The 21357-nt window shown below is 57.4% G+C and carries 25 protein-coding genes and 1 pseudogene; 13 read left to right on the forward strand and 13 right to left on the reverse strand.

What is annotated here, in order from left to right; translation table 11 throughout:
- Positions 1-234: 234 nt before the first annotated feature.
- From PO860_RS07840 to PO860_RS07855, 4 genes are all read right to left on the reverse strand, one after another.
- A complete protein-coding gene (locus PO860_RS07840) occupies positions 235-555 on the reverse strand; it encodes a hypothetical protein (protein WP_272784483.1) in 321 nt (106 codons plus the stop codon).
- A gap of 81 nt (positions 556-636) precedes the next feature.
- Positions 637-1203 (reverse strand): hypothetical protein, encoded by a 567-nt coding sequence (locus tag PO860_RS07845; protein WP_272784484.1) that lies wholly within the window; start codon positions 1201-1203, stop codon positions 637-639.
- A 276-nt stretch (positions 1204-1479) separates the two neighbouring features.
- Entirely contained in the window at positions 1480-2580 is a 1101-nt protein-coding gene (gene dinB, locus PO860_RS07850) for a DNA polymerase IV (RefSeq protein ID WP_273885308.1), read from the reverse strand.
- Positions 2581-2584: 4 nt separating this feature from the next.
- Positions 2585-2956: a hypothetical protein gene (locus PO860_RS07855; protein WP_272784486.1), complete on the reverse strand. Its 372-nt coding sequence runs from the start codon at positions 2954-2956 to the stop codon at positions 2585-2587.
- A 470-nt stretch (positions 2957-3426) separates the two neighbouring features.
- On the opposite strand from PO860_RS07855, the gene PO860_RS07860 reads away from it, so the two are divergent.
- From PO860_RS07860 to PO860_RS07870, 3 genes are read left to right on the forward strand one after another with little or no spacing between them, the layout of a single operon-like run.
- Positions 3427-4182, forward strand: coding sequence for an ImuA family protein (locus PO860_RS07860; RefSeq protein ID WP_272784487.1), 756 nt, complete (start codon positions 3427-3429; stop codon positions 4180-4182).
- On the forward strand, positions 4103-5617 hold the full coding sequence (locus PO860_RS07865; RefSeq protein ID WP_272784488.1) for a Y-family DNA polymerase: 1515 nt from the start codon (positions 4103-4105) through the stop codon (positions 5615-5617). Before PO860_RS07860 ends, PO860_RS07865 begins: the two co-directional genes overlap by 80 nt.
- The gene (locus PO860_RS07870; RefSeq protein ID WP_272784489.1) at positions 5614-8877 is read left to right on the forward strand and encodes an error-prone DNA polymerase; all 3264 of its coding nucleotides are present in this window, start codon (positions 5614-5616) and stop codon (positions 8875-8877) included. The genes PO860_RS07865 and PO860_RS07870 overlap by 4 nt, the downstream gene beginning before the upstream one ends.
- Positions 8878-8993: 116 nt before the next feature.
- On the opposite strand, the gene PO860_RS07875 is transcribed toward PO860_RS07870, so the two are convergent.
- The gene (locus PO860_RS07875; protein WP_272784490.1) at positions 8994-9332 is read right to left on the reverse strand and encodes a pentapeptide repeat-containing protein; all 339 of its coding nucleotides are present in this window, start codon (positions 9330-9332) and stop codon (positions 8994-8996) included.
- A 390-nt stretch (positions 9333-9722) separates the two neighbouring features.
- Between PO860_RS07875 and PO860_RS07880 the strand changes: the two genes are divergently transcribed.
- Positions 9723-10175, forward strand: a complete 453-nt coding sequence (locus PO860_RS07880; RefSeq protein ID WP_272784492.1) for a GNAT family N-acetyltransferase — start codon at positions 9723-9725, stop codon at positions 10173-10175.
- A gap of 20 nt (positions 10176-10195) precedes the next feature.
- Entirely contained in the window at positions 10196-10402 is a 207-nt protein-coding gene (locus PO860_RS07885) for a hypothetical protein (RefSeq protein ID WP_272784493.1), read from the forward strand.
- 259 nt (positions 10403-10661) lie between these two features.
- Here the strand turns inward: PO860_RS07885 and PO860_RS07890 are convergent, their stop codons facing one another.
- The 4 genes from PO860_RS07890 to ku (PO860_RS07905) form a co-directional block, all read right to left on the reverse strand.
- Positions 10662-11297 (reverse strand): hypothetical protein, encoded by a 636-nt coding sequence (locus PO860_RS07890; RefSeq protein WP_272784494.1) that lies wholly within the window; start codon positions 11295-11297, stop codon positions 10662-10664.
- 118 nt (positions 11298-11415) lie between these two features.
- The gene (locus tag PO860_RS07895; protein WP_272784495.1) at positions 11416-11679 is read right to left on the reverse strand and encodes a hypothetical protein; all 264 of its coding nucleotides are present in this window, start codon (positions 11677-11679) and stop codon (positions 11416-11418) included.
- A gap of 1 nt (position 11680) precedes the next feature.
- The gene (ku, locus tag PO860_RS07900) at positions 11681-12493 is read right to left on the reverse strand and encodes a non-homologous end joining protein Ku (protein WP_272784496.1); all 813 of its coding nucleotides are present in this window, start codon (positions 12491-12493) and stop codon (positions 11681-11683) included.
- Positions 12494-12504: 11 nt separating this feature from the next.
- On the reverse strand, positions 12505-13413 hold the full coding sequence (ku, locus tag PO860_RS07905) for a non-homologous end joining protein Ku (protein WP_272784501.1): 909 nt from the start codon (positions 13411-13413) through the stop codon (positions 12505-12507).
- 336 nt (positions 13414-13749) lie between these two features.
- Here ku (PO860_RS07905) and PO860_RS07910 point away from each other — a divergent pair, with 336 nt between their 5' ends.
- Together PO860_RS07910 and PO860_RS07915 are read left to right on the forward strand one after the other, a co-directional pair.
- Positions 13750-13929, forward strand: coding sequence for a DUF3606 domain-containing protein (locus tag PO860_RS07910; RefSeq protein ID WP_272784497.1), 180 nt, complete (start codon positions 13750-13752; stop codon positions 13927-13929).
- Between the two features lie 149 nt (positions 13930-14078).
- Positions 14079-14315 carry a hypothetical protein gene (locus PO860_RS07915; RefSeq protein ID WP_272784499.1) on the forward strand — a complete coding sequence of 79 codons (237 nt, stop codon included), beginning with the start codon at positions 14079-14081 and terminating at the stop codon, positions 14313-14315.
- A 194-nt stretch (positions 14316-14509) separates the two neighbouring features.
- Here the strand turns inward: PO860_RS07915 and PO860_RS07920 are convergent, their stop codons facing one another.
- Positions 14510-14863 carry an RT0821/Lpp0805 family surface protein gene (locus PO860_RS07920; protein WP_273883064.1) on the reverse strand — a complete coding sequence of 118 codons (354 nt, stop codon included), beginning with the start codon at positions 14861-14863 and terminating at the stop codon, positions 14510-14512.
- 230 nt (positions 14864-15093) lie between these two features.
- On the opposite strand from PO860_RS07920, the pseudogene PO860_RS22290 reads away from it, so the two are divergent.
- From PO860_RS22290 to PO860_RS07945, 6 genes and pseudogenes are all read left to right on the forward strand, one after another.
- Positions 15094-15876: pseudogene (locus tag PO860_RS22290) on the forward strand (thermonuclease family protein).
- The gene (locus PO860_RS07930) at positions 15825-16460 is read left to right on the forward strand and encodes a hypothetical protein (RefSeq protein ID WP_272782717.1); all 636 of its coding nucleotides are present in this window, start codon (positions 15825-15827) and stop codon (positions 16458-16460) included. The pseudogene PO860_RS22290 and the gene PO860_RS07930 overlap by 52 nt, the downstream one beginning before the upstream one ends.
- Positions 16391-16753, forward strand: coding sequence for a hypothetical protein (locus PO860_RS22295; RefSeq protein WP_275035373.1), 363 nt, complete (start codon positions 16391-16393; stop codon positions 16751-16753). Before PO860_RS07930 ends, PO860_RS22295 begins: the two co-directional genes overlap by 70 nt.
- 60 nt (positions 16754-16813) lie before the next feature.
- Entirely contained in the window at positions 16814-17131 is a 318-nt protein-coding gene (locus PO860_RS22340; RefSeq protein ID WP_489676583.1) for a MafI2 family immunity protein, read from the forward strand.
- A gap of 120 nt (positions 17132-17251) precedes the next feature.
- Entirely contained in the window at positions 17252-18025 is a 774-nt protein-coding gene (locus tag PO860_RS07940; protein WP_272782692.1) for an SOS response-associated peptidase family protein, read from the forward strand.
- Positions 18026-18146: 121 nt separating this feature from the next.
- Positions 18147-19079 carry a competence protein CoiA family protein gene (locus PO860_RS07945; RefSeq protein WP_272782713.1) on the forward strand — a complete coding sequence of 311 codons (933 nt, stop codon included), beginning with the start codon at positions 18147-18149 and terminating at the stop codon, positions 19077-19079.
- Between the two features lie 19 nt (positions 19080-19098).
- Here the strand turns inward: PO860_RS07945 and PO860_RS22300 are convergent, their stop codons facing one another.
- The 3 genes from PO860_RS22300 to PO860_RS07955 form a co-directional block, all read right to left on the reverse strand.
- Positions 19099-19389, reverse strand: a complete 291-nt coding sequence (locus PO860_RS22300; RefSeq protein ID WP_411196500.1) for an HNH endonuclease — start codon at positions 19387-19389, stop codon at positions 19099-19101.
- A gap of 769 nt (positions 19390-20158) precedes the next feature.
- Entirely contained in the window at positions 20159-20413 is a 255-nt protein-coding gene (locus tag PO860_RS07950) for a CrpP-related protein (RefSeq protein WP_272782691.1), read from the reverse strand.
- A 251-nt stretch (positions 20414-20664) separates the two neighbouring features.
- Positions 20665-20931: a hypothetical protein gene (locus PO860_RS07955; RefSeq protein WP_272782690.1), complete on the reverse strand. Its 267-nt coding sequence runs from the start codon at positions 20929-20931 to the stop codon at positions 20665-20667.
- Positions 20932-21357: the final 426 nt, after the last annotated feature.

Genomic DNA, 21357 nt, shown 5'->3' on the forward strand with positions numbered 1-21357 from the left:
GCCAGCGCCGGTTCGACCCTTAGCGGCATGGGATCGAAAGGCAGCGCCGGTTGAGCTGGATTCCGCTTCTTGATCGGGCGCGATTGCAGAGGCCCGCCGTCGGTCGACGCAACCCGTCCTGACTGTTCGGCGTAAGGCTATATTGAGTTGGATGCCGAACATGACCGAGATCGAACGGCAGTTTTTCGGGCTCCCCATAATAAGTGTTCATCACCGGCGTCATGGCCTCGAATGTCAGCGAGCGAAGCGCGTAGCCATATTCGACCATAACGTTGGGTTCGGGATGAGTTTTTTGTCGGTGGTTTCGGCGACGAACGTGAGATCGGGAACGAAGATGTCTGCCGCGCGAATCTTGTTCAAGATCGTTTCCGTGACAGGTGGAGTGCCGACGACACCCTCGGTGTCTGCATCGATTTTCACTTCAACGCCAAGAGTGCTGTCCTCGTTTATTCGAGCTGCGGCGTCATCGAGGGCAAGGCGGATGAAGTGCTGATTTCCCTCCCGATCTCGGTCACTTTGCCATGCGTAGAAAACCGTAATCTCTCGGTTCGCCATTTCACTCCCCGCCCCTGAAACCAGTAGAGTCTACATACTACGAGACGTTTCTAAACGGAGAGTCATTCTGCCGCTTCAATGTCAGGCATGGCGGCGTTCTGCCGTTCCGAATTCAACGCCACCCGGCATCATGTCGATGCGCTTTGCGATCATGTCTCGAAGGCGTATCAAATCTTGTTCCAGCTCTTCGATTTTCTTAGGAGGAGTGAATATGTCAGGGTTGCCGAGAGCGGGATATGCCATGTTAACCCTCCAGGTAACAGAGTTTTGCATCATGGTTTCCGCCAGTTCCCTTATATCGGCCGGTAGAAATATCGTGCTTGCATAAAGTTTATCGGCAACAGGCATCAAATCCCTGTCGATTATAGCGGCTCGCTCTTTCCCCTCTTTTTCAATAAGACCATCAGTTTCCATCGATAATGTGGTGATCAGCGACTGCAACAAAGGCCACAGAGCTTTGTAAGTCTCAAATTCGTCCTTAAATCGTAGATCAAAGGCCGATTTCATCAAGCCAAGCTGAGCGATGTCTAATTGGAGTTTTCGGTCAAGCTTGGATTTCTGATTATTTTGGTATATCCCGAAGATGCCAGTAATAATCGCGGCAAATAAAGCCACATACAATGCGATGTCTTTAGCTAAGCCAAGCATGGTTGTAGACTCCGGCGGCTAATTCAGTTGAGTATACTTCAGAATTACACCTGTGGGGAGGCCCTTTGCACATTTCGAGGAGTCGCTTTCCGGCTTCCGGGACGCACGCGAACTCGGGACCGGTTCCGCTACAGGTCGAGAAATCGGATTTTATGGACCGACCAACCTGATATGACTGAGCGGGCCGGGTCTATTGAGCGATTCGACGGCGGCGGTATCCGGAAGATAGCCCTACAAAAGACTCGGCTAGGCGGCAAAAGGCAAACGTGGCCCCAGCTATCTGAACAGGAGCAGCTGTGGCGGCTCGGTCTCGGCCACTTTGCGTTCCAAAGACGAAAGCGTCACGCCAAGCAGCCTGATCCCTCGGCTGACCGGAAAGACTGGCTGAAGGAGCAAGTTCACCGCGTCTTCCAGTGCGGCGAGCGATTCGAATGGCGTCGCTATCGTTTTGCTGCGCGTGATCTGGGTGAAATCGGCATATTTCACCTTCAGCGTCACCGTTTTGGCGCTGATTTCGTTGGCATCGCAATAGGCCCAGACTTTTTCGATCAGCGGCTGAATGCCTTCCCGGGCGAGATCGAACGAATGAATGTCGGCGATAAATGTGTCTTCCGCGCCGACGGATTTTCTCACGCGATTTGGCTTCACCTGCCGGTCATCAATTCCGCGTGCGATGCCGTGGAAATAGGGCCCAGACTTGCCAAAGTGTTCAATCAGGAAGTCGAGGCTGCGTTCTTTGAGGTCGGCTCCGGTCTCGATGCCGAGCCGATGCATCTTTTCCGCAGTGGCCGGGCCGACACCGTGGAATTTCTTGACGGGAAGGCCCTCCACGAACGAGGGGCCGTTCTTCGGTGTGATCACAGCTTGTCCATTTGGCTTGTTGAGATCGCTCGCCATTTTCGCCAGGAATTTGTTGTAGGAGATTCCAGCTGATGCGTTCAGTCCCGTCGTCGCTTTGATCTTGGCGCGTATCTCGGCAGCAATTTCCGTTGCGACGTCCATTCCTTTGAGATTCTCGGTGACGTCGAGATAGGCCTCGTCGAGCGATAGTGGCTCGATCATCGGCGTGTACTCGGCAAATATCTCCCGGATTTGCAGCGAAACGGCCTTGTACACATCGAAGCGCGGCTTAACGAAGATCAGGTCGGGACATTTGCGTTTGGCCGTGACCGACGGCATTGCGGAATGGACGCCAAATTTGCGAGCCTCGTAGCTTGCCGCAGCAACGACGCCACGGGCCTCCGAGCCGCCGACAGCGACTGGCTTGCCGCGAAGATCGGGGTTATCGCGTTGCTCGACGGAGGCGTAAAAGGCATCCATGTCGACATGAATGACCTTGCGTTGCCGACCGGCGTTGTTGGGTTTCACGACGTCCATGGCGTTAAGCGGTGTCCTGGTTATCGGAAAGCCCCTCATCTGTACCGTCTTCTTCCTCGCCGGGGGGAAAGAGCAACATCTCCTGCTGATATTCAAGCTCGGCGATCTGGTCGAACAACATCTGCTCGTAGTTTGAAAGGATGCTGCCGAGATGCGCCAGAGAGTCGATGGGCAGCTCTCCGCCGTGGTCTGTCACCACGGTGATCGTTCCTGCATAGACGACATCTATGTAGGCTTGGACCGTCTGAAGTTCATTCCTTGCGAACTCGATTTTTGATCGAATCGCCGCAATACGCAGCTCGTCGGAGGTCGTGCCAAAGGGCGTTTCCACCAGCTTCTGCAGGTTTTCGTCGAAAGAGACTACATTCTCTGACATCCGATTTTCTCCTGTTGTTCAAGCCCGGCGTCGACAAGACAAGGGAACCAGGCTCCGCATCGGTCCACGCCGTCTTTACCGTTCATATTGCCGCAACCGAGCGCGAGCCTGCGGCGAAGCTGTCCGAAGGTGAGACTTGCGCGATAGAGTTTGACCAGCTTCTTTCGATCCAGTTCGCCAGAGCGGTCATAGGTTCTGCACTCGACAGTGATGACAGGCGCTCGGAATCGCGGAGCGTGGTCAGATCGTCATAGGTATATTTTCTCATCGATGACATTTAGCACCCGGGAACGGTTTTCAATTAGGCGATTGAATCCATTTGAATTTCGGCTTCAACTGCATCTGGCCAGGTTGCAGTTCGTCGAACACTCGCCAGCATATGCACATTGACTCATATCTCTCGAAGGAACAAATAGAGAACATACTCGCTTCTGAGTGAGATGAAAACCCGATTTTGATGAAAGCCACGAATGGCGAAGGCGAGCGCAAATCCTATTATCTCCGGCCTTCGAGAGCGCATCCAGCATCTCGAAGGCGTGGTGGCTCGCCCTAAAATGGTCCTGCCATTTGGTGTTTCCGAGATAGATGAGCGGCTTCCCGGTGGCGGGTTGGCCTACGGGGCGTTGCACGAATTCGCCGGGGGCGGGGCGGGTGCAATTGATGGGGCCGCAGCAGCGCTTTTTGTTGCAGGTGTCGCGGCCCGCACCAAGGGCAAGGTGGTTTGGTGTCTCGCCCGACCCGACCTCTTCGCCCCGGCGCTGGCCCAGGTCGGTCTCCATCCTGATCGGGTCATCTATGTCGAGGCGATCAAAGAGGAGTTCGTCCTGGAAAGCTTCGAGGAAGCCCTTCGTTTCGGTGGCCTTGGAGCGGTCGTCGGGGAGTTGGTGCGGTTGCCGATGGTTGCCTCGCGCCGTCTACAGCTGGCTGCCGAAAGCTCCGGCACCATCGGCTTGATCGTCCGACGATGGCGGCGGCAAACCGAGGCCGGGGACTTCGGTCATCCGACAGCTGCGACGACACGATGGCGGATATCCGCCCTGCCGTCCGAACAGCTTCCCGTGCCAGGCGTCGGCCGAGCAAGGTGGCTGGCGGAACTGATCAGGGTCAAGGCAGCAGAGAGTGCCGATTTCGTAATAGGTGCATGTGATGGCCAGGGTCGTATCAGTATTTCTTCCGACGCTGCCGACGGATCGGATCAGACGCGCCGAGCCGTCCATACCGGCTGAGACGCCGCTCGTTGTTGTCGCCAGGAGCGGCTCGAAACGCTGGCTGTCAGCCGTCGACGTAAACGCCGACAAGGTCGGCCTGCGTGTTGGCATGGCCGCTGCGAAAGCACAGGCATTGGTCCAGGGTCTCCACATGGTCGATGCCGATCCCGCCGCCGATCTTGCTGCGCTCCAACGCCTGACGCTCTGGGCGCTGTCTCAGTATTCGCCGGTTGTTGCCATGGACCCGCCGGATGGCATCGTGATGGACACGGAAGGAGCCGATCATCTCCAGGGCGGTGAAGAGCTGATGCTGTCCGGTCTCGTGAATCGGTTTCGCGCACGCGGGTTACCTGCCCGCGCCGTCGTAGCAGATACCTGGGGAGCCGCCTTCGGTCTGGCGCGATCCATGACGGCGGAAACGATGGTCGTTCCCTCAGGGAAAACGGCCGATGCGGTTGCGCGACTGCCCATTTCGTCGCTGCGGCTGAGCCCCGAGACGATTGTGAGCCTGCGCACGCTTGGCTTCCAGACGGTGAGGGAACTGGCTGCGACGCCCCGTGCACCGCTTACGCTGCGCTTCGGTCCAGAGATCGGTCGTCGTCTCGATCAGATGTTCTGCCGGGTCGCCGAGCCTATTGATCCGATCCGCTGTCCGGAGATCATTGAGGTCCATCGAGCCTTCGCCGAGCCGATTGGCGCAGCCGAGACCATCGCAAAATACATCTCGCAGCTCGTGGCGAAGCTCTGTCTTGAACTACAGGCGAAGGCGCTGGGCGTCCGTCGCACGGACCTGATCGTCCATCGTGTCGATAACACGATCCAGGCGCTCCGGGCAGGGACGGCAAAGCCGGTGCGAGATGTCGCCTGGTTGACGAAGCTGCTGCACGACCGGATTGAGAAGATCGACCCAGGGTTCGGTATCGAGAAACTCAGCCTCGCCGCGACCATGGTCGAGCCGCTCGATGACAAGCAAATCGTATCCAGCCTGGTGGGAGATGCCACGGTCGATCTCGGCGCATTCGTCGATGTTGTCGGCAACAGGGGCACCTACCGCATCTATCGTGTCGCCCCCGTCGCAAGCGATGTTCCGGAGCGCTCGGTGCAGCGCATATCGCCTGTCGCCGCGGAGGTTGGAGGAACCTGGCCGACGATCTGGCCACGCCCGGTGCGTTTGATGGACCGGCCGGAACTGATCGAAGTCATGGCGCTGCTGCCCGACCATCCTCCCGTCTGGTTTAGCTGGCGCGGCAAGCGGCGGCGTGTAAAGCGGGCTGACGGACCCGAGCGCATCTTCGGCGAATGGTGGCAGAGAACATCCGAATGGGCGGCTGTCCGCGACTATTTCACCGTCGAGGACGACGCCGGCGAGCGCTACTGGATTTACCGATCAGGTGACGGCGTTGACGCGGATACCGGATCGCATCGGTGGTTCATCCATGGGGTTTTCGCATGAGATACGCGGAACTCCAGGTCACCACCCATTTCAGCTTCCTTCGCGGGGCTTCATCGGCGGAAGAGCTGTTCACGACGGCGAAGGAGCTGGGCATCGAAGCTCTGGGCGTGGTGGACCGCAACAGCCTAGCTGGTATCGTTCGGGCACTGGAAGCGTCGCGGGCAACTGGTCTTCGTCTCGTTGTCGGCTGCCGCATTGATCTGCAGGAGGGCATGTCGATCCTGGTCTACCCGATGGACCGTGCTGCCTACTCGCGTTTGACGCGGCTGCTGACGCTCGGGAAGAGCAGGGGCGGTAAAGCCAAATGCATTCTGACCCTCGACGATGTCGCCACCTGTTCCGAAGGTCTCATCGGCATCCTCGTGCCCGACCTACCGGATGAGACCTGCGCGATCCAACTGCGGAAAATGGCCGAGGTTTTCGGAGACCGGGCATATGTTTCATTGTGCCTGCGCCGACGGCCGAACGATCAGATGAGGCTGCATGAAATCGCGAACATGGCCGCTCGGCACAAGGTGAGGACCGTCGTCACCAATGACGCGCTGTTTCACGAACCCGGTCGGCGTCAGCTGCAGGACGTGGTGACTTGCATCAGGACGAAAACCACCATCGACGATGTCGGCTTCGCGCGCGAGCGCCACGCCGATCGGTTTCTTAAACCACCGGAAGAAATGGAGCGCCTCTTCCAGCGTTATCCGGAGGCGCTCGCCAGGACGATGGAGATCGTCGATCGCTGCAAGTTTTCCATGGAAGAGTTGACCTATCAATATCCTGAAGAAGCCATCGTACCGGGAATGGATGCCCAACAATCGTTGGAGCACTATGTCCGCCAAGGCATCCCCAATCGCTATCCGGACGGGCTGCCGGCGCATGTTGAAAAGACGATCCTCCACGAACTCGCGCTGATCGAGACGATGCGGTACGCCCCCTACTTTTTGACGGTTTTTTCCATCGTCCGTTTTGCCCGATCCCAAGGCATTCTGTGTCAGGGACGGGGATCGGCGGCGAACTCGGCCGTGTGTTTCGTGCTCGGTGTCACCTCTATCGACCCTGAAACCAACGATCTGCTGTTCGAGCGTTTCATATCTCAGGAACGCGACGAGCCCCCCGACATCGACGTCGACTTCGAGCATGAGCGCCGGGAAGAGGTCATACAGTGGATTTATCGAACCTATGGCCACGACAAGGCGGCTCTATGCGCCACGGTCACGCGGTATAGGAGCAAGGGTGCGATCCGCGATGTCGGCAAGGCATTGGGCTTGCCGGAGGACCTGATCAAGGCTTTGTCATCGGGGGTCTGGGCTTGGTCGGAAGCCGTTGGCGAAAAGCAGGTGAGGGACCTCAATCTCAATCCCGACGACCGGCGTCTCGGGCTTACGCTTCAATTGGCCCAGCAGCTGATGGGTGCTCCCCGCCATCTCGGTCAGCACCCCGGCGGCTTTGTTTTGACACATGCTCGTCTTGATGACCTCGTCCCTATCGAACCTGCCTCCATGGTCGGCCGGCAGGTGATCGAATGGGACAAGGACGATGTCGAGGCTCTGAAATTCATGAAGGTCGACGTGTTGGCGCTCGGCATGTTGACCTGCATGGCCAAGAGCTTTGCATTCCTCGGTCAGGAGAAGGGCATCGATCTCGATCTGGCAACGATCCCGCAGGAGGACCCGGCGACCTATGCGATGATCCGCAAGGCCGACACACTCGGAACCTTTCAGATCGAGAGCCGGGCGCAGATGTCGATGCTGCCGCGTATGAAGCCTCGGACCTTCTATGACCTCGTGATCCAGGTGGCTATTGTACGGCCGGGACCAATTCAGGGAGATATGGTCCATCCCTATCTTCGCCGGCGGGAGGGCAAAGAAAAGGTCGAATACCCGACGCCCGAACTGGAAGCTGTCCTCCATAAGACGCTCGGCGTCCCACTGTTTCAGGAGAGCGCCATGAAGGTCGCCATGGTCTGTGCAGGGTTCACGGGCGGGGAGGCCGATCAGCTCCGGAAATCCATGGCGACCTTCAAATTTAGCGGTGGCGTCTCGCGCTTCGAGGAAAAGCTGGTGACCGGGATGATCCGCAACAGCTACTCACCAGAATTCGCGAAGCGTACTTTCGGCCAGCTGGAAGGTTTCGGCAGCTATGGTTTCCCGGAAAGTCACGCGGCGAGTTTCGCTCTGATCGCCTATGCATCGAGTTATATCAAATGCCATTTCCCCGATGTCTTTTGTGCGGCTTTGCTGAACTCGCAGCCAATGGGATTCTACGCGCCAGCCCAGATCGTACGAGATGGCCGGGAGCATGGCGTGGAAGTCCGTCCCGTTTGCATCAACCGGTCACGATGGGATTGCACCCTTGAGCCCATCGACGGTTCCGACCGACATGCCGTCCGACTTGGAATGCGGATGGTGCGCGGCCTGGCCACTGCCGACGTTGCCAGGATTGTCGCGGCCCGCGCCGATCAGCCTTTTGACAGCGTTGACGACATGTGGCGGCGGTCTAGCGTTCCGGCCGCGTCGCTGGTGGAACTGGCCGAGGCCGACGCTTTCCTGCCGTCGCTCGGGCTTGAACGGCGCGATGCGCTCTGGGCAATCAAGGCATTGCGAGACGAGCCTTTGCCGCTTTTCGCGGCTGCTGCGGAGCGCGAGGCAAGAACGATTGCCGAGCAGCAGGAGCCGGCGGTCGAACTCCGGCAGATGACGCAGGGGCATAACGTGGTCCTTGACTATGGGCATACCGGGCTGACGTTGCGCGAACATCCTGTCAGCTTCATGCGTCGAGAACTCGCGGGACGTCGGATCGTCACCTGCACGGAAGCGATGTCCGCTCGCGATGGCCGGTGGCTGATGGCGGCCGGGCTGGTTCTCGTTCGCCAGCGGCCGGGCTCGGCAAAGGGCGTCATCTTCATGACCATTGAAGACGAGACAGGAGTCGGCAACATCGTCATCTGGCCCAAACTGTTCGAGCGGTCGAGGCGCGTTGCGCTGGGAGCCTCGATGCTGGCGATCAACGGCCGCATTCAACGGGAGGGCGATGTCGTTCACTTGGTCGCCCAGCAGCTTTTCGATCTGTCAGGAAGCCTGACCGGTCTGGCGGATCGCGATCTGGAATTCCGGCTGCCGACAGGGAGGGGAGATGAGTTCGCTCACGGGATGCCCGGCAGGCCGGACTCGCGCGAGCCTTCAGGCCAGGGAATGAAGTCGCGGGACATCTTCATACCCGACCTGCATATTGATCAGCTCAAGGTGAAGAGCTGGAACTTCCATTAATGAAATGTCACCACTTGCGGCCTACCGCTCCACCGAGCACAGCCTTTAAATGGCAACTTTGCGCCAGTTGCTGTTGTCGCTTTAATCGACAATTTCGCGAAGGGAGTAAATGGCCTTCAGGATTTCGCCTGTTCATAGGCCATGAATAGATCGGTTACGAGAACGCCGTTGATACGCATCCCAGTTAAGTCGGCGTCCTTGATGTCCGAATCTGCCAACGTGACGCCGCTTATGGTTAAGCGCGATAGGTTTGCATTCGTGATGGCGGCTCCAGACAGATTGACGTTATTAAAGCGCGCATCTGCCAGGGTGATATCGTCAAAAACCGCTTCGCTCAAATTGGTGTCGGTGAACCTTGCCTTGGTCAAAACAGCGTAAAACCGTGCGTCTGCGAGGTTTACGCCATCGAAATTAGCGCCTGACATATCGGCGCGCTTGTAATGCGTTCCCTGCATCTGAGGGCCATCAAATTGATTGTGTTCTTAGGGTTCGGTCATTCTCGTATCCTCCGTCCAATCATGATTGTGACTCAAAGAATGCCAGATTGTACAATCATTTACGACCGTCGAATCTGAAATAGAAACGAGCCCACGCCAATTCTGGCCGTGCCGTTTGTCTAATTCCTAAAGCCTGCTACGTCGAAGGTTTTGATCGCAAATGTGTCGCAGGTTCTGGGATTTTTTCGACAGGGGGCGACGGCTTCCGACCCCAAAACGGCTACTGTCGCAGAGTTGGCATAGGCGCAAAAGCGGCTATCTCGATGCCTCAAAAATCCACATCCTTCCTTCTGCAGGTGCCAGCGGTATAGTATTGGGCGAACAAAGTCTCGGCGAATTGGAATTGTGATGGTTGGTGGCAGTGATCCTATTGTGGTTAGGCGGATCGTTGAGTTGCCGGACCATTTCGATCAATTCCTTGTTGAAGCCGCTGCCGAGGGCCGCGACACCATGTCCGCGCTTCAAAACGAGTGGCGCGACGGGTCCAATCGCTTCGAACGTCCCGGCGAAATACTAGCGCTAGCCACCATCCACGATGAGATTGCCGGCATCGGCGGCATCACGCAGGATTTCGTCGATAGCAGTTGGTTGCGTATGAGGCGGTTCTACGTTCGGCCAGCCTACCGCAGGCGTGGGGTTGGCCGACAGGTCGCACTTTACGTCCTTGAACATGCGAAACCATTTGATCGCCAGATCGCACTCCATGCCGATGGTCCTGAGGCGGAAGCGTTCTGGCTAACACTTGGATTTGGCCCAATTGAGCGCGAGAATACGACCCACGTCTTCCGTCGCGATACATAAGAAGTTATTGAAGAGGGTGCATGTCTAATCTGGCCACCGCCTTGGCAATCGCCATTTCCTACTTAGATCGACGTTCAGCGACCTCCACGGAGGATGATGACATCGAGGTTTTGGAGGCTATTGCGGCAGAACTTCAGCAAACTCCGCCGGACGAAAAGAACGTGGTGATCTCCGCTTTGGTTCATGTTGGCAGAGCCGATCTCATCGATGGGTTGGGTTTGAGATAAACTCAATGACGATCGCTACCACTGCTCGGGTTTTCGGACGGTCTGCATAACATTTGCGAGGTTTCGGTCCTTCTGGAAACACAGGAAACCGCTATGTGGGTTGTCTGTGTCGACACCCCGAGCTGAGGGCTGTGCGCCGAAAGAAGTGCAATGGCCGCGATGATCACAGATGGCGAATACCGCATTCGCAAGGTGGAGGCAGTTTGGCGCAATCATCAAACCGGACAGCTTCATGTTCTGCCGCCTTGTGGTCTCTGCCTTAGCGGAGCAATCCATCGCGACTGAACTCTTCCCAGCCGAAAGGTTTCGAGTGTGACGCATCGTTGGGGTCGGCATCAGGTTTCGAAGGGGGCTTGGGCTTGGTCTTCAGCGAACGCGTCAGCTTTGCTTTCAAGGCTGCCCGTCGTCGTTTCTCGGCCGTAGCTTCAGCATCCTCGTCGCGCCAGACTGTCACCAGGTCTCGGTCGAGGATGTCCTCCACCACGCGCGGGTCGAAAACGTGGAAGGTAATTTTCCTCGCGCGCCCACGTAGCTTGACCGTGCGGGTTCCTGCACTGGGCAGGCGTCCGTCATTAAGCCATCGATGGCGTTCGGTAGTGGAGATTGTCAGGATATCCTGGATTTCACGGGGGATCACAGGCAAGCTTTCGATGTCTTCGAGCGCGTTGGAAACGACTGATGAAGCAGCACTGAACGCACTCTTAGCCGTTTCAGCCATCGCCAATGTCAGAGCACCCGTCTCGATTTCGAGCGACTTTCTCACCGCCAAAGGCAGACGTGCGCGGACTTCCAGCAGAATCCCCTTCGCGCGGACGGATGATCCGAGCGTGGCCGCGGTCGACAGGGGCCACTCCTTGATCAGCTCCGCTTTGTCGGGGGTCTTGGGTCTTGTCATTATGAGTAGATGGGCGTTCCGCTCTGCTGTGTCAACGACTATCCCAGGACGGGAGGAATCATTCGCTACGGCTTCGCTTGCGGCGGTGCCGCAGGATCGGAGGCCGAAGGTTCGGCAGCTAATGCCAGGTGTCCAGAAGCGGTTCGTCGTCGTCGAAATTGCCGTTGCTGACGGCATCGTATGAGTTGAGGCTGCGGCCCCCACCTCGGGTTCCGTATCCGGTCAATTGCACCATCACGGCCTTCGCTCTTTCGAGGGCTTCATCAGCGCTGACTGCGTGCTCGTCGGCGACCTTCACAGAGACGGCGTCGCCGTCATCTCCGATGAAATCGATCTTCCAACCGCCAGCTTCGTGCTCGATGCTCGTATCCGCCAGATGCATGTCAACCAGCCTTCCTGTTCTTGAGGTCGGCCTCGAGGCTCTTGCGAAGCGCATCCATGATGTTGACCACGTTGGAAGCCGGAGCGACCTGTTCCTTCTTTCCCTTGGCCGCCTTTTTCGGATTGAGAAGCTTCTTCTTCTCCTCGATGAGCTTCAGCAAGGCATCCTGTATCGGATCGCCCGCCATGTCCGGCGACCACCTCTTGGTCTTCTTCTTGATGAGCTGCTGAACGAGCGGAACGAGACCGGGGTCGGCCTCCTCGTCGATATTTTCGAAATAGGCTTCTTCCGGACGCACCTCGTCGCCGAAGCGGAGCGACCAGAGGACGATCCCTTCATCTCGCGGTTCCAGGACCACCGCGCGCTCACGGCGACCCATCACCAGCTTCGATACGCCGACCACTCCGTCCGCTTTCATGGCATCACGGATGACGGCGAAGGCTTCGTTCCCGACGGCATCGTCCGGCATCAGGTAATGCGGCTTCTCAAGGTAGAGCCACTCGATGCCTTTGGCAGGGACGAACTTCTCGATATCGATAGTCTTCACCGTATCAAGCGCGACTGCATCGAGATCGTCGTCAGTCAGGATGATGTAATCGTTCTCGCCGCGGGCGTAGCCTTTGGCCTCGTTCCCCTCCTTGACTGGCTTTCCGGTCACGGAGTCGATGTACCGGGATACGACGCGGTTGCCGGTGTCCTTGTTTAGGGTGTGGAAGCGGACCTTTTCGGATTCCGATGTCGCCGGGGTCATCGCCACAGGGCAGGTGACGAGCGAGAGCTTGAGATAGCCCTTCCAGTAGTATTTTGGAGCCATGACCTATCCCCCTAGCTGGCCTTGCGGCGCGGAGCGGCCCCGGAAGAGGCGGCTTTCGAAGCCACTCCGCGTGCGGCGCGCTGCCTGCCAGTGCCTTGATTGGCATTGGCCGCAGTGCGTTTCGGTTTGTCGTCAGCGGCCTTCATCATTCCAGCACTCTCGCGGAGCGCGGCCAGAAGATCGTTCGGCTTCGAGACTTCGACCTTCTTCGGCTTCGGCAGCGAGCGGCCTTCCATCTTGGCCTTCACGAGTTCGGCAAGCGCCGCTTCGTAGCGGTCTTCGAACGTCGCCGGGTCGAACTCGCCCTTCTTCGTGGAGATGATGTGCTTGGCCAGATCGAGCATCTCGCCTTCGATCTTAATCTTCGGCATCCCTTCGAACGCCTTCTTCGAAGACCGAACCTCGTAGTCGTAGTTCAGAGTGGTGGCGATGAGGCCTTTGCCATGAGGGCGAATGAGGACGGTGCGCATCCGGCGGAACAGGACTGTCCGCGCAATGGCGGCTACCTTGGACTTCTTCATACCATCTCGAAGCGCTGCGAACGCGTCCCCGCCCATCTTGTCCGGCGTGAGGTAATAGGGCTTGTCGAAATATATGTCATCGACATCTGAGCATGGGATGAAGGCCTCGACTTCAAAGGTCTTGTTGCTCTCTGGCATGGTCGCGGCGACCTCTTCCGGATCGATGATGACGTACTGGCCGTTCTCGATCTCGAAGCCCTTGGTCTGTAACTCTTTCGGAACAGGAACCTCGGTCTCGCTATCGATGAAGATGCGGTTGACCCGATTTCCTGTCGCCTTGTTGATGGTGTTGAAGGTGATCCGCTCGGATGTGCTGGCGGCTGTGTAGAGCGCCACGCCGCAGCTTACCTCGCCAAACCGTAAGAAGCCCTTCCACTGCGCGCGATGTCCCGATGCCATGACAAATACTCCGATCACTAATACGCGACTCAAAGACGTGTCAGGGGTGATTCGTTCCGACTCAAAACGAATCATTTTTCAATACTTCACGGAATTTCTCTCTCAAATTGATTCCGCCGTCTCCGCTGGTCGAATTGCGCCCGACAGTAGTGGAAAGCATTGGCGATTTGTCCAGTTCGAGAGCCCCAGCAACCACCTTCCTCCAGCACAATGCTGGGCACCGCTTAGGGAATTCCGCAGCCGCTTCAAGCGCAGCGTCATCATCCACTATCTCCCGGGAACCACCGGAATCGTTGTGAGTTTCTACTGCGGACGTTCATTCGAAGGAGAAGCCCGATGGCACAGACACCATCCCGCGGCCGCGCACAGGATCGAGCCCGCGTGGCCGGCGGTCAGGATCACGAGGTCAAGTACGAAGCAACGAAGGAAGGCGTCTCGAAAGATGCCGTCAAGAAGGCCGTGAAGAGCGCTGGAAACTCACGGAAGAAGGTCGAGGCCGAGATTGGTCGCCGTTAGACGGCCAAGCGGCGTTGCCCTGTCCATGGACGAGGCAGGTCCCCGTGGATGTCCTGTCTTTTCTAGTCTCAATCTTGGCGACGTCGCTGTGGTCGGAACGAAGCGGTCATAGCCACGCAGGCCTACCGCCTCCATGTCTGGGGTAACGCATGTCCAAGTGCTTACAGGAAGACCACCTGCTGATATCGAAGGCGGTCCGTGAATGGTATCGGTACTACGAGGTGGAGTGGGACGATCAAGCGTCCTCGCTTTTGTGTGATGCCGCCATCGACCTCTACAACGAGGGCTGTCGCTCGGTAGAGGAGATGGCCACCGTTCTGATCGGCACTTACGTCGGGCTGGCCGCCACGCGCGTAAACGCGCCGTCTTCGAGCTTAGTGCATTGACAGGTTCAGATCGGGCTGAACTTGACGAATTCGCACTGCATGTGATCCGACCGCGTCTTCTTCCAATCGTAGACATATTCCCCTGGTCGATTGCCGAGCAGCTCATGCCAGGCACGACGGTACCGGATGGATTGGCGCTTTCCGAGCGATGGACCGAGATGCCCTTGACGCGAGACCGGACGTCGAGCGCTCCCCTATTGCCCGCCGAGTTTCCAACTGTCCCCAGACGGGCAGGCTACGCCGTTGAAGCGCGTCATGCCGTCGAGCGATTGCCGACTGGTTACAAAACCGCGACATCCGTTCGGCCCATCGTTACTGGCATCGATCTGTTCGATTACGCCCGCGCTGCCCGTCGATGGGTTGGCCCATGCAAGAGCAGTTGCACCGACAGCACCGCGACCGACTGTATCTGCGATCACCGCCTGATCGGTCAAAGGCGGCTGGTGCTGAATTGCTGACTGGGCGAGGGGCGTCTCAAGCGGCTCGATATGCGAGCATGCCGCCAAAGCCGCGATGCTCATCGCCGAGATGAAGTGCTTCGGATTCATCGCTTGGATAAAGCGCTTTGCCTGTTGTGTTTCAAGTTACGAATAGTTCACAATCTGGCGAGGTCTGAAGATAACACGGTCACTTTGGAGACGGCGCGAACTGTTCTTCAGAATGTGGAGAATGAGCTTGGGGCCCGAGAGCTGCCATTGCGACGCCTCGGACGACTTCGATTTACCAATTTTTCCGATCTGTCCGTTTACGCTGCCTTTGCTCAAAAGAGGCGGCGATAATGGACCCCGCTGGGAACCTCCGAAAGGACATCGAAGCAGCACTGCTTCGCCAGAACTTGACGACTTGGCAGCGAGCCTTCCTGACCGACATCCACGCTCGTCTCGAACGATCCGGCGGACAGGTTCGCCTCTCAGACAAGCAATGGCAGAAGATTTTCGAAATCCTCGAGCGACAGAACAATGTGATTGCCCTGCCGCCGGCGGTTGGCAGCAGCTATCGGTATCGCCCCGCGGCCACCAAATCGTTCAGGCCCCGTTTTGGTCGCGCGGCCAGACGGTTGAAATGGCATCTTCGAAACGTAGCCATGGGATTTCTAGTCGTTGCCGCTGTGGCCGTTGGACAGCACGTGTTCGAATTCGGGCGAGGACAATTTCAGTCGGCCCCAGTGACGATGCTGACATCGCAGACGTAGGAGTTTACGGTTACCGACGGGGACACCGTCCACGTCGTAGGCGAGGCGGCTGGCACGCGCCTAGTCGGGTTCAACACGCCGGAAAAGTTCTCGCCTGACTGCGAATACGAACGCCAGCAGGGCGAGCGGGCGTCGGCACGACTTCGGGAACTGGTCGCCCATGGCACTACTCGGCTGACGAAGGTCCCGTGCGCGTGTGCGCCAGGCACCGAGGGTACGAAGAAGTGCAATCATGGGCGATCTTGCGGCACGCTGCTGGTTGACGGGAAGGACGTCGGGAGCGTTCTCATCAGCGAGGGCCTCGCGGTGCCATTTGTATGCGGCAGAACGAGCTGTCCGCCGACGCCGCGCCCATGGTGCACAGGATAACCCATGAGTGCGGTCGGACATTTTCGCATTTTGAGTGGATTTTAAGGCGTATCCACGCGTTGATCCGTCTCGCCCTGAGCTTTGTCCTCATGGCGATCCTTCTCATTCTCGCGGCCATCATCCTCGTGCCCTTGTTGCTGATTGCGACCAGGACTCCAGCAGCCGTGGTATTGCCGAGCAATGAGACCAGAGAAGAAATCTACAATCTGGCATGTAGCAAGGGACTTTCCGGCGGATCGCTTGCTGAAGGCGAACTGATACGACGGCGACGGTCGCTCGTTGAGCTGAGCCATCCAATCCGGGTCGTCCTTGCGTCGCAGCCCTATGATATTCCGTGGGGCTACTATGCCAGTCGGCCGAATCCGACGAGCTTCAACTGCCCTCCACGGAAACAGGCCAACCTCCAATATTGGATACCGAGCCTCGATATGCCCGAGGGAGAAATATCTATAGCGGAGCGACAAACCGACCAAAGGAGCGTGCCAGACCTAACCCGGGACCTGACGAGTCGGTCGTGGAAGTTTTTTGGATCGTTGGATACGATGACGATCGTTCGCACGGGCGAAGATCGATTGAATGGCTGAAGGAGGCGAGGCAGCTCGACGGTCGCTTCCCGGCGAGTGTCGAGGAGCACGGGCTTTGGCATACCGTGGTTCCGATAGGCAGCTTGCAGATGACCTATTGGTACAAATTCGGTCCCGGCGAGGATGTCGTGATCGAATGTTATGCCCCATTCCAGAGATGTGAGGGGAATGTCGACTTGAAGGATTTGCGAATGTACGCGCGGCTGAGCTTCGAAAAGGATGCCATTCCTCAGCACCAGGTCATTGTCGAGGGACTTCGAACCCTGCTGTCCCGCTGGCGATCGTCGAGCTGATCAGATTTGACAAAGTCCGCCGGAATGTTGCGGCAAAGTCGCTCCATAGCAGAGGTTTTGATGCCCACACCTGATCGAGAAATAAGACTTCGACTTAGTGTGCAACGCGCGTTGCTTGGGGCAGTCTCATCAGCAATAGCCGCTGTTACGTGCGGCTGGAACGGCAACGAGATTGTCCTCGAATTTCTGGTTGACTCGGACTTCAACGATGAAGATCGAGAACGTATGGAGGTGGTCGCATCTGAGGTCGTGGCGGACTTCGGAGATGAGACGATAAGGACGGTCTTCACGTCACTTCCTTCAGGTGGACCGAAGGCTCCTGTCGCCGTGCGATGGTGGGTTTACAAGCGAATTCAGCCAAACGCCTATCTCAGTTGAACAAAAGCTGGAGGACCCTCGTCGTGCAGGGTCTCAAAGTCGCAATATCGCGTGTTTGCTAATATTTGACGTCACTTCCGAAAGGCATAGGCTGTTGACCAGCGAAACGGAGGCCGTTGCATGTGCAATCTCTACCGCATGGAGGACAAAGACTGGGTCAGCAAATGGGCCCAGGATGCCGAGAGCCTGATCAACCTGAGGCCTGCCTACCAAATGAACCCGGATCAGGCGGGACCAATCGTCCGTAACACGGCCGACGGCCGCAAGCAGCTTGTTCATGCGCGGTGGGGATTGCCATCGCCTTTTTTCGCCATCAAGCAGGCTGCCGACGCGAGGGCCGAAAAACTGCGGCAGAAGGGCAAGCCCGTCGACATGGACCTGCTCATACGGATGGAACCGGACAAGGGTGTCACCAACATTCGAAATCTCAACCTCCCGCACTGGAAGAAATGGTTCGGTGTCCAGAGCCGTTGCATGGTGCCGGTGACAAGCTTTGCCGAGCCCGATCCCGCCAGCAAACAGGACGGTGGAAGCACGCCGAACGCATGGTTCGCCCGGGACGAAAGCAAGCCGCTGATGTTCTTCGCGGGGGTACATGTCCCGCAGTGGCAAAGTGTCCGGAAGGTCAAGGACGGGCTGACGACCGACGACCTCTACGCCTTCCTGACGACCGATCCCAATGACATCGTCAAGCCGATCCATCAGAAAGCTATGCCGGTTCTCTTGCTGACAAAGGAAGAAGTGGACGTTTGGATGCGTGCACCGTGGGAGGAAGCGAAGGCGCTCGCCCGGCCGCTTCCAAACGACAGGATCATGGTGACGTCATGCGAACCCTATGGCTCGACCATCGTCACCACCACAGGGGAGCCCGTGTCCCAGCCGAACCTTCTCTAGGCCAATTGCCATGTCCCTGCGATGCGTCGATGAGGCCGGTGTCGATCTTTATTCCTTCGATTTGTCTCCGGAGGCATGGCAGGCACTGACTGAGCAAAACCGCAAATGCCGTTTGCTTCGAATGCCCTGCTGTTCGGCAGAGGTCAATTTACGGAAGTCCCATCGGGGAACGCCACATTTCGTGCACAAAGCGGTTGGTGATTGCACGACAGCGCCGGAAACGGAAGCTCACTTTCGACTGAAACGTATCGCCCTCGAGGTTGCTCGCCGGCATGGATGGGACGCGAAGACAGAGGTTGCAGGGGCTAGTCCTTCAGGTGAAACATGGATAGCTGACATGTTGGCGCAAAAGAACAGCGCCAGAGTCGCAATCGAAATCCAATGGTCATCTCAAACCAACGATGAAACGATGAGAAGGCAGGAGAGATACCGGCAATCCGGAATTCGTTGCCTTTGGCTGCTCAAGCAGCCAGGCTTCCCAACGACTGAAGCTCTGCCCGCCGCGCAGATTGTTGAACACGATGGGACCTATTCCGCCCGCGTGGCATTTTCCCAGGAGATGCCTGTTGAGGCGTTGCTGGATGCAGTATTTGGCCGCCGGTTCCGATTTGGGTTACCCTCACAGGGCAGGGCAATTGCTCATATCCGAGTGGGGGAGATCGAGTGCTGGAAGAGGCAATGCCGCGCGATCACGAAAATAGTGACGGGAGTTGACGTGGTCTTCGGTCCCCATACGAACAGCTTCTCGGTCCCGCAATTGGGTGAGTATCCAGCGCTATTTGATAAAGTATTCAGCCATCTACCTCGAAACTCGAAAATGGGCCGCCTGAAAAAGCGGTTCAGCAAGACCCAAGAACGACAGTACATGAGCAATGGGTGCTACCGATGCGACAGCATTGTCGGGGAGTTTTTTGAAGTGGAGGCCCGACATTCCGAGGAAATCGTAAGTTCGTTTCCAATTCAGATAACCCCAGACTGGAAACAGGCAATTGAAGTGGAGATGGGAGATCAACCTGAATGGGCTGTTTATTCAGCCAGCGAGCTAGGTATGTAGCACGACCACCCTGGCTTAGTTACCGCAACACGTCAGCCTCAGACATCTGTTGCCTTAACCAGACAGGATACCATCGACCTTTGTCGATCCTAGAACGGACAAAGCTGGCATAAGAAGCGGCATCTTTCGGCCGCTTCTTCCGATGACGAGTTCTGTTGCAATAATGACAGGCGGCAACGATGTTCTCCTCGATGTCGCGGCCTCCATCACATCGAGCCTTTAGATGCTCTGCAGTGCAGCGGAAGTGCCGGACTGCCCGAGAAGGTAAGGAATAGCGCGCTTTAAAAGCCTCCGGGTTGCTTTCCCACATGGGAAAGGAGCAGTAGTAGCACAGCCACCCTTGGCTCTCGGCGGCCTTGCTTCTCAGATAGTGTATTCGCTTCTTTGATTTCACGAGTCCCACGTCCTTCGCTTCATTGCTGAAGCGGACGTGCAGCGACTATAAGAGTCGCCCCTCAGTTGGGAGGATATTCCTCGCACAAGACGACGCATCAAATGCGTCACTCGGCAGTCTTTGAACGGTACGACGCGTCGATATCCGCGCTACGCTGACGGGCCTTCGACCGACCCCAAGCAAGCTATTATCTTGCCTCCGTCCGATCCCAAGCTAGCAAGACCGGTCCGGTTGTCAACTCGGCACTGCATATCGGCGCGGTGCTGCCGTCTCGGCCTCATGCGACCAAGACGGCAGCCACTCCTTGCCCCTAGGTCGAGGCACTCCTCAGTTACGCGGTCTGGGGAGCAGTTGGACGATAGCCGCTACGAATAAGGTTGGCTTTCAAGATTTTGACATTTTCTTCTAAAGCCGGTCCCCCGAATCGCTCCGAGGCCTCGCTAATTGCGTCGACGCCGCAATTGACGGCTGCAAATATTCCTTGCCGTCACCGGACGACTAGGTCCTCATTAGTAACTGCGAGAGGCCGAAGAATGCAAGGAAGGGCGCTCTACGACCTGAAGTCGGAGCGCCCCGAGCTGCGTCGCATTTTGTTGCAGTAATAGACGACGGCAGGGCCGCCTGATGACGGGTTTCGGATTAAATTGCAACTCTGACATCGCAACGACCGGCAACTATTAGAACGTCAAGCATCGAGCGCACGTCGTTTGGCCGAAATCAGTTCCTGGAAGTGGGTAACGATTTTACCCTCGCGGCTAGCGTCCTCGGCTTCCCAACCGAACTTCCACGCGTCGTGACGGGCAAGCCAATCGCCGAGAGCACTGGCATCTCCATTTGGCATCCTATGGGGCGCGAGGTAGGGGTTCTCGTGAGCCTTCAATCCGAGCACCCGCGCCCTTGCGCCTGCTTCCTGCAAATCAATCAGCTCTTCGATTGTCATACGCGCCCCCACGATGTCGACGACGGTAGCATCGTAGTTCGCGCATGCAAGTGAATGCTAAAATATGGGTTAATTTGGCACAGTTGGGAGTGGTGACACCTGTGGTTCGGCCATTACGATGAAGCGCTTCGAAAGATGACGTCCTAAAGCGGCCGTCAGCAACAGGCACAGTCGTGCGAACGCCAGAGTTCGAGTGGCCGGAGCCAATCCTCTAAAGAAGGCGAGGCGCGGTCGAAAGGAATATGATGTCGTTACTCGCGAACTTCGAGACGGTCTCCGTATTTCAGGGCGAGCCGCCTGCAATCTTCGCAATCAAGCTCAATGCCGTCCAGTGTGACTGTTGCAGCCGCCGTGCTGCAAACAGACTGATCCAACCTGGCGACACGAAGAATGGCGTTGCCAAGCAGCATATCACATGGAGCATGCTCTACTTCAGGGCCGCCGACGCTATGCGTGACAATACCCCGCACCGTGGCAAGCCATTTGCGCTTTCGGATGATTTTTCTGTCCTCGACCATGAGCGTGCCTCTACCGGAAACCCGGTCGGCTCACCTCGAACAGACCGAGTCGCTGCTAGGAAAACCCGTTTAAGAAATCCTTGTTCCGGGGGGCAACCACTCTCGATCAGCTCGATCGAACCATTGCATCGCCGAGATTGAGACGCGTGCCTGGACACACCATGGGAAGCTGAGACAAAGCCCCACGAGAAAACGCCGGGGCTTGGTTGTCGGGGCGGGGATTCGAACCCCGGGTCACAGCTCGAAGGCTGGAAGCAACCTCGGATACCCGAGGGATGGGGAGAGCGCCGCGCTCCGATTGCGCTTACGCCCAACTGAACCATTAACTCGTAGGCCCTTGCAATTGTGCCAGATAGGCGGCTTCTGTCCGTAGCGTGCCATAGGCATCAATTGGGGCCTGCATCGATGATCAGGTCAAAAGGAGCG

This window comes from Rhizobium binxianense (genome assembly GCF_028994275.1).
In the GTDB taxonomy this organism is placed as follows: domain Bacteria; phylum Pseudomonadota; class Alphaproteobacteria; order Rhizobiales; family Rhizobiaceae; genus Rhizobium; species Rhizobium binxianense.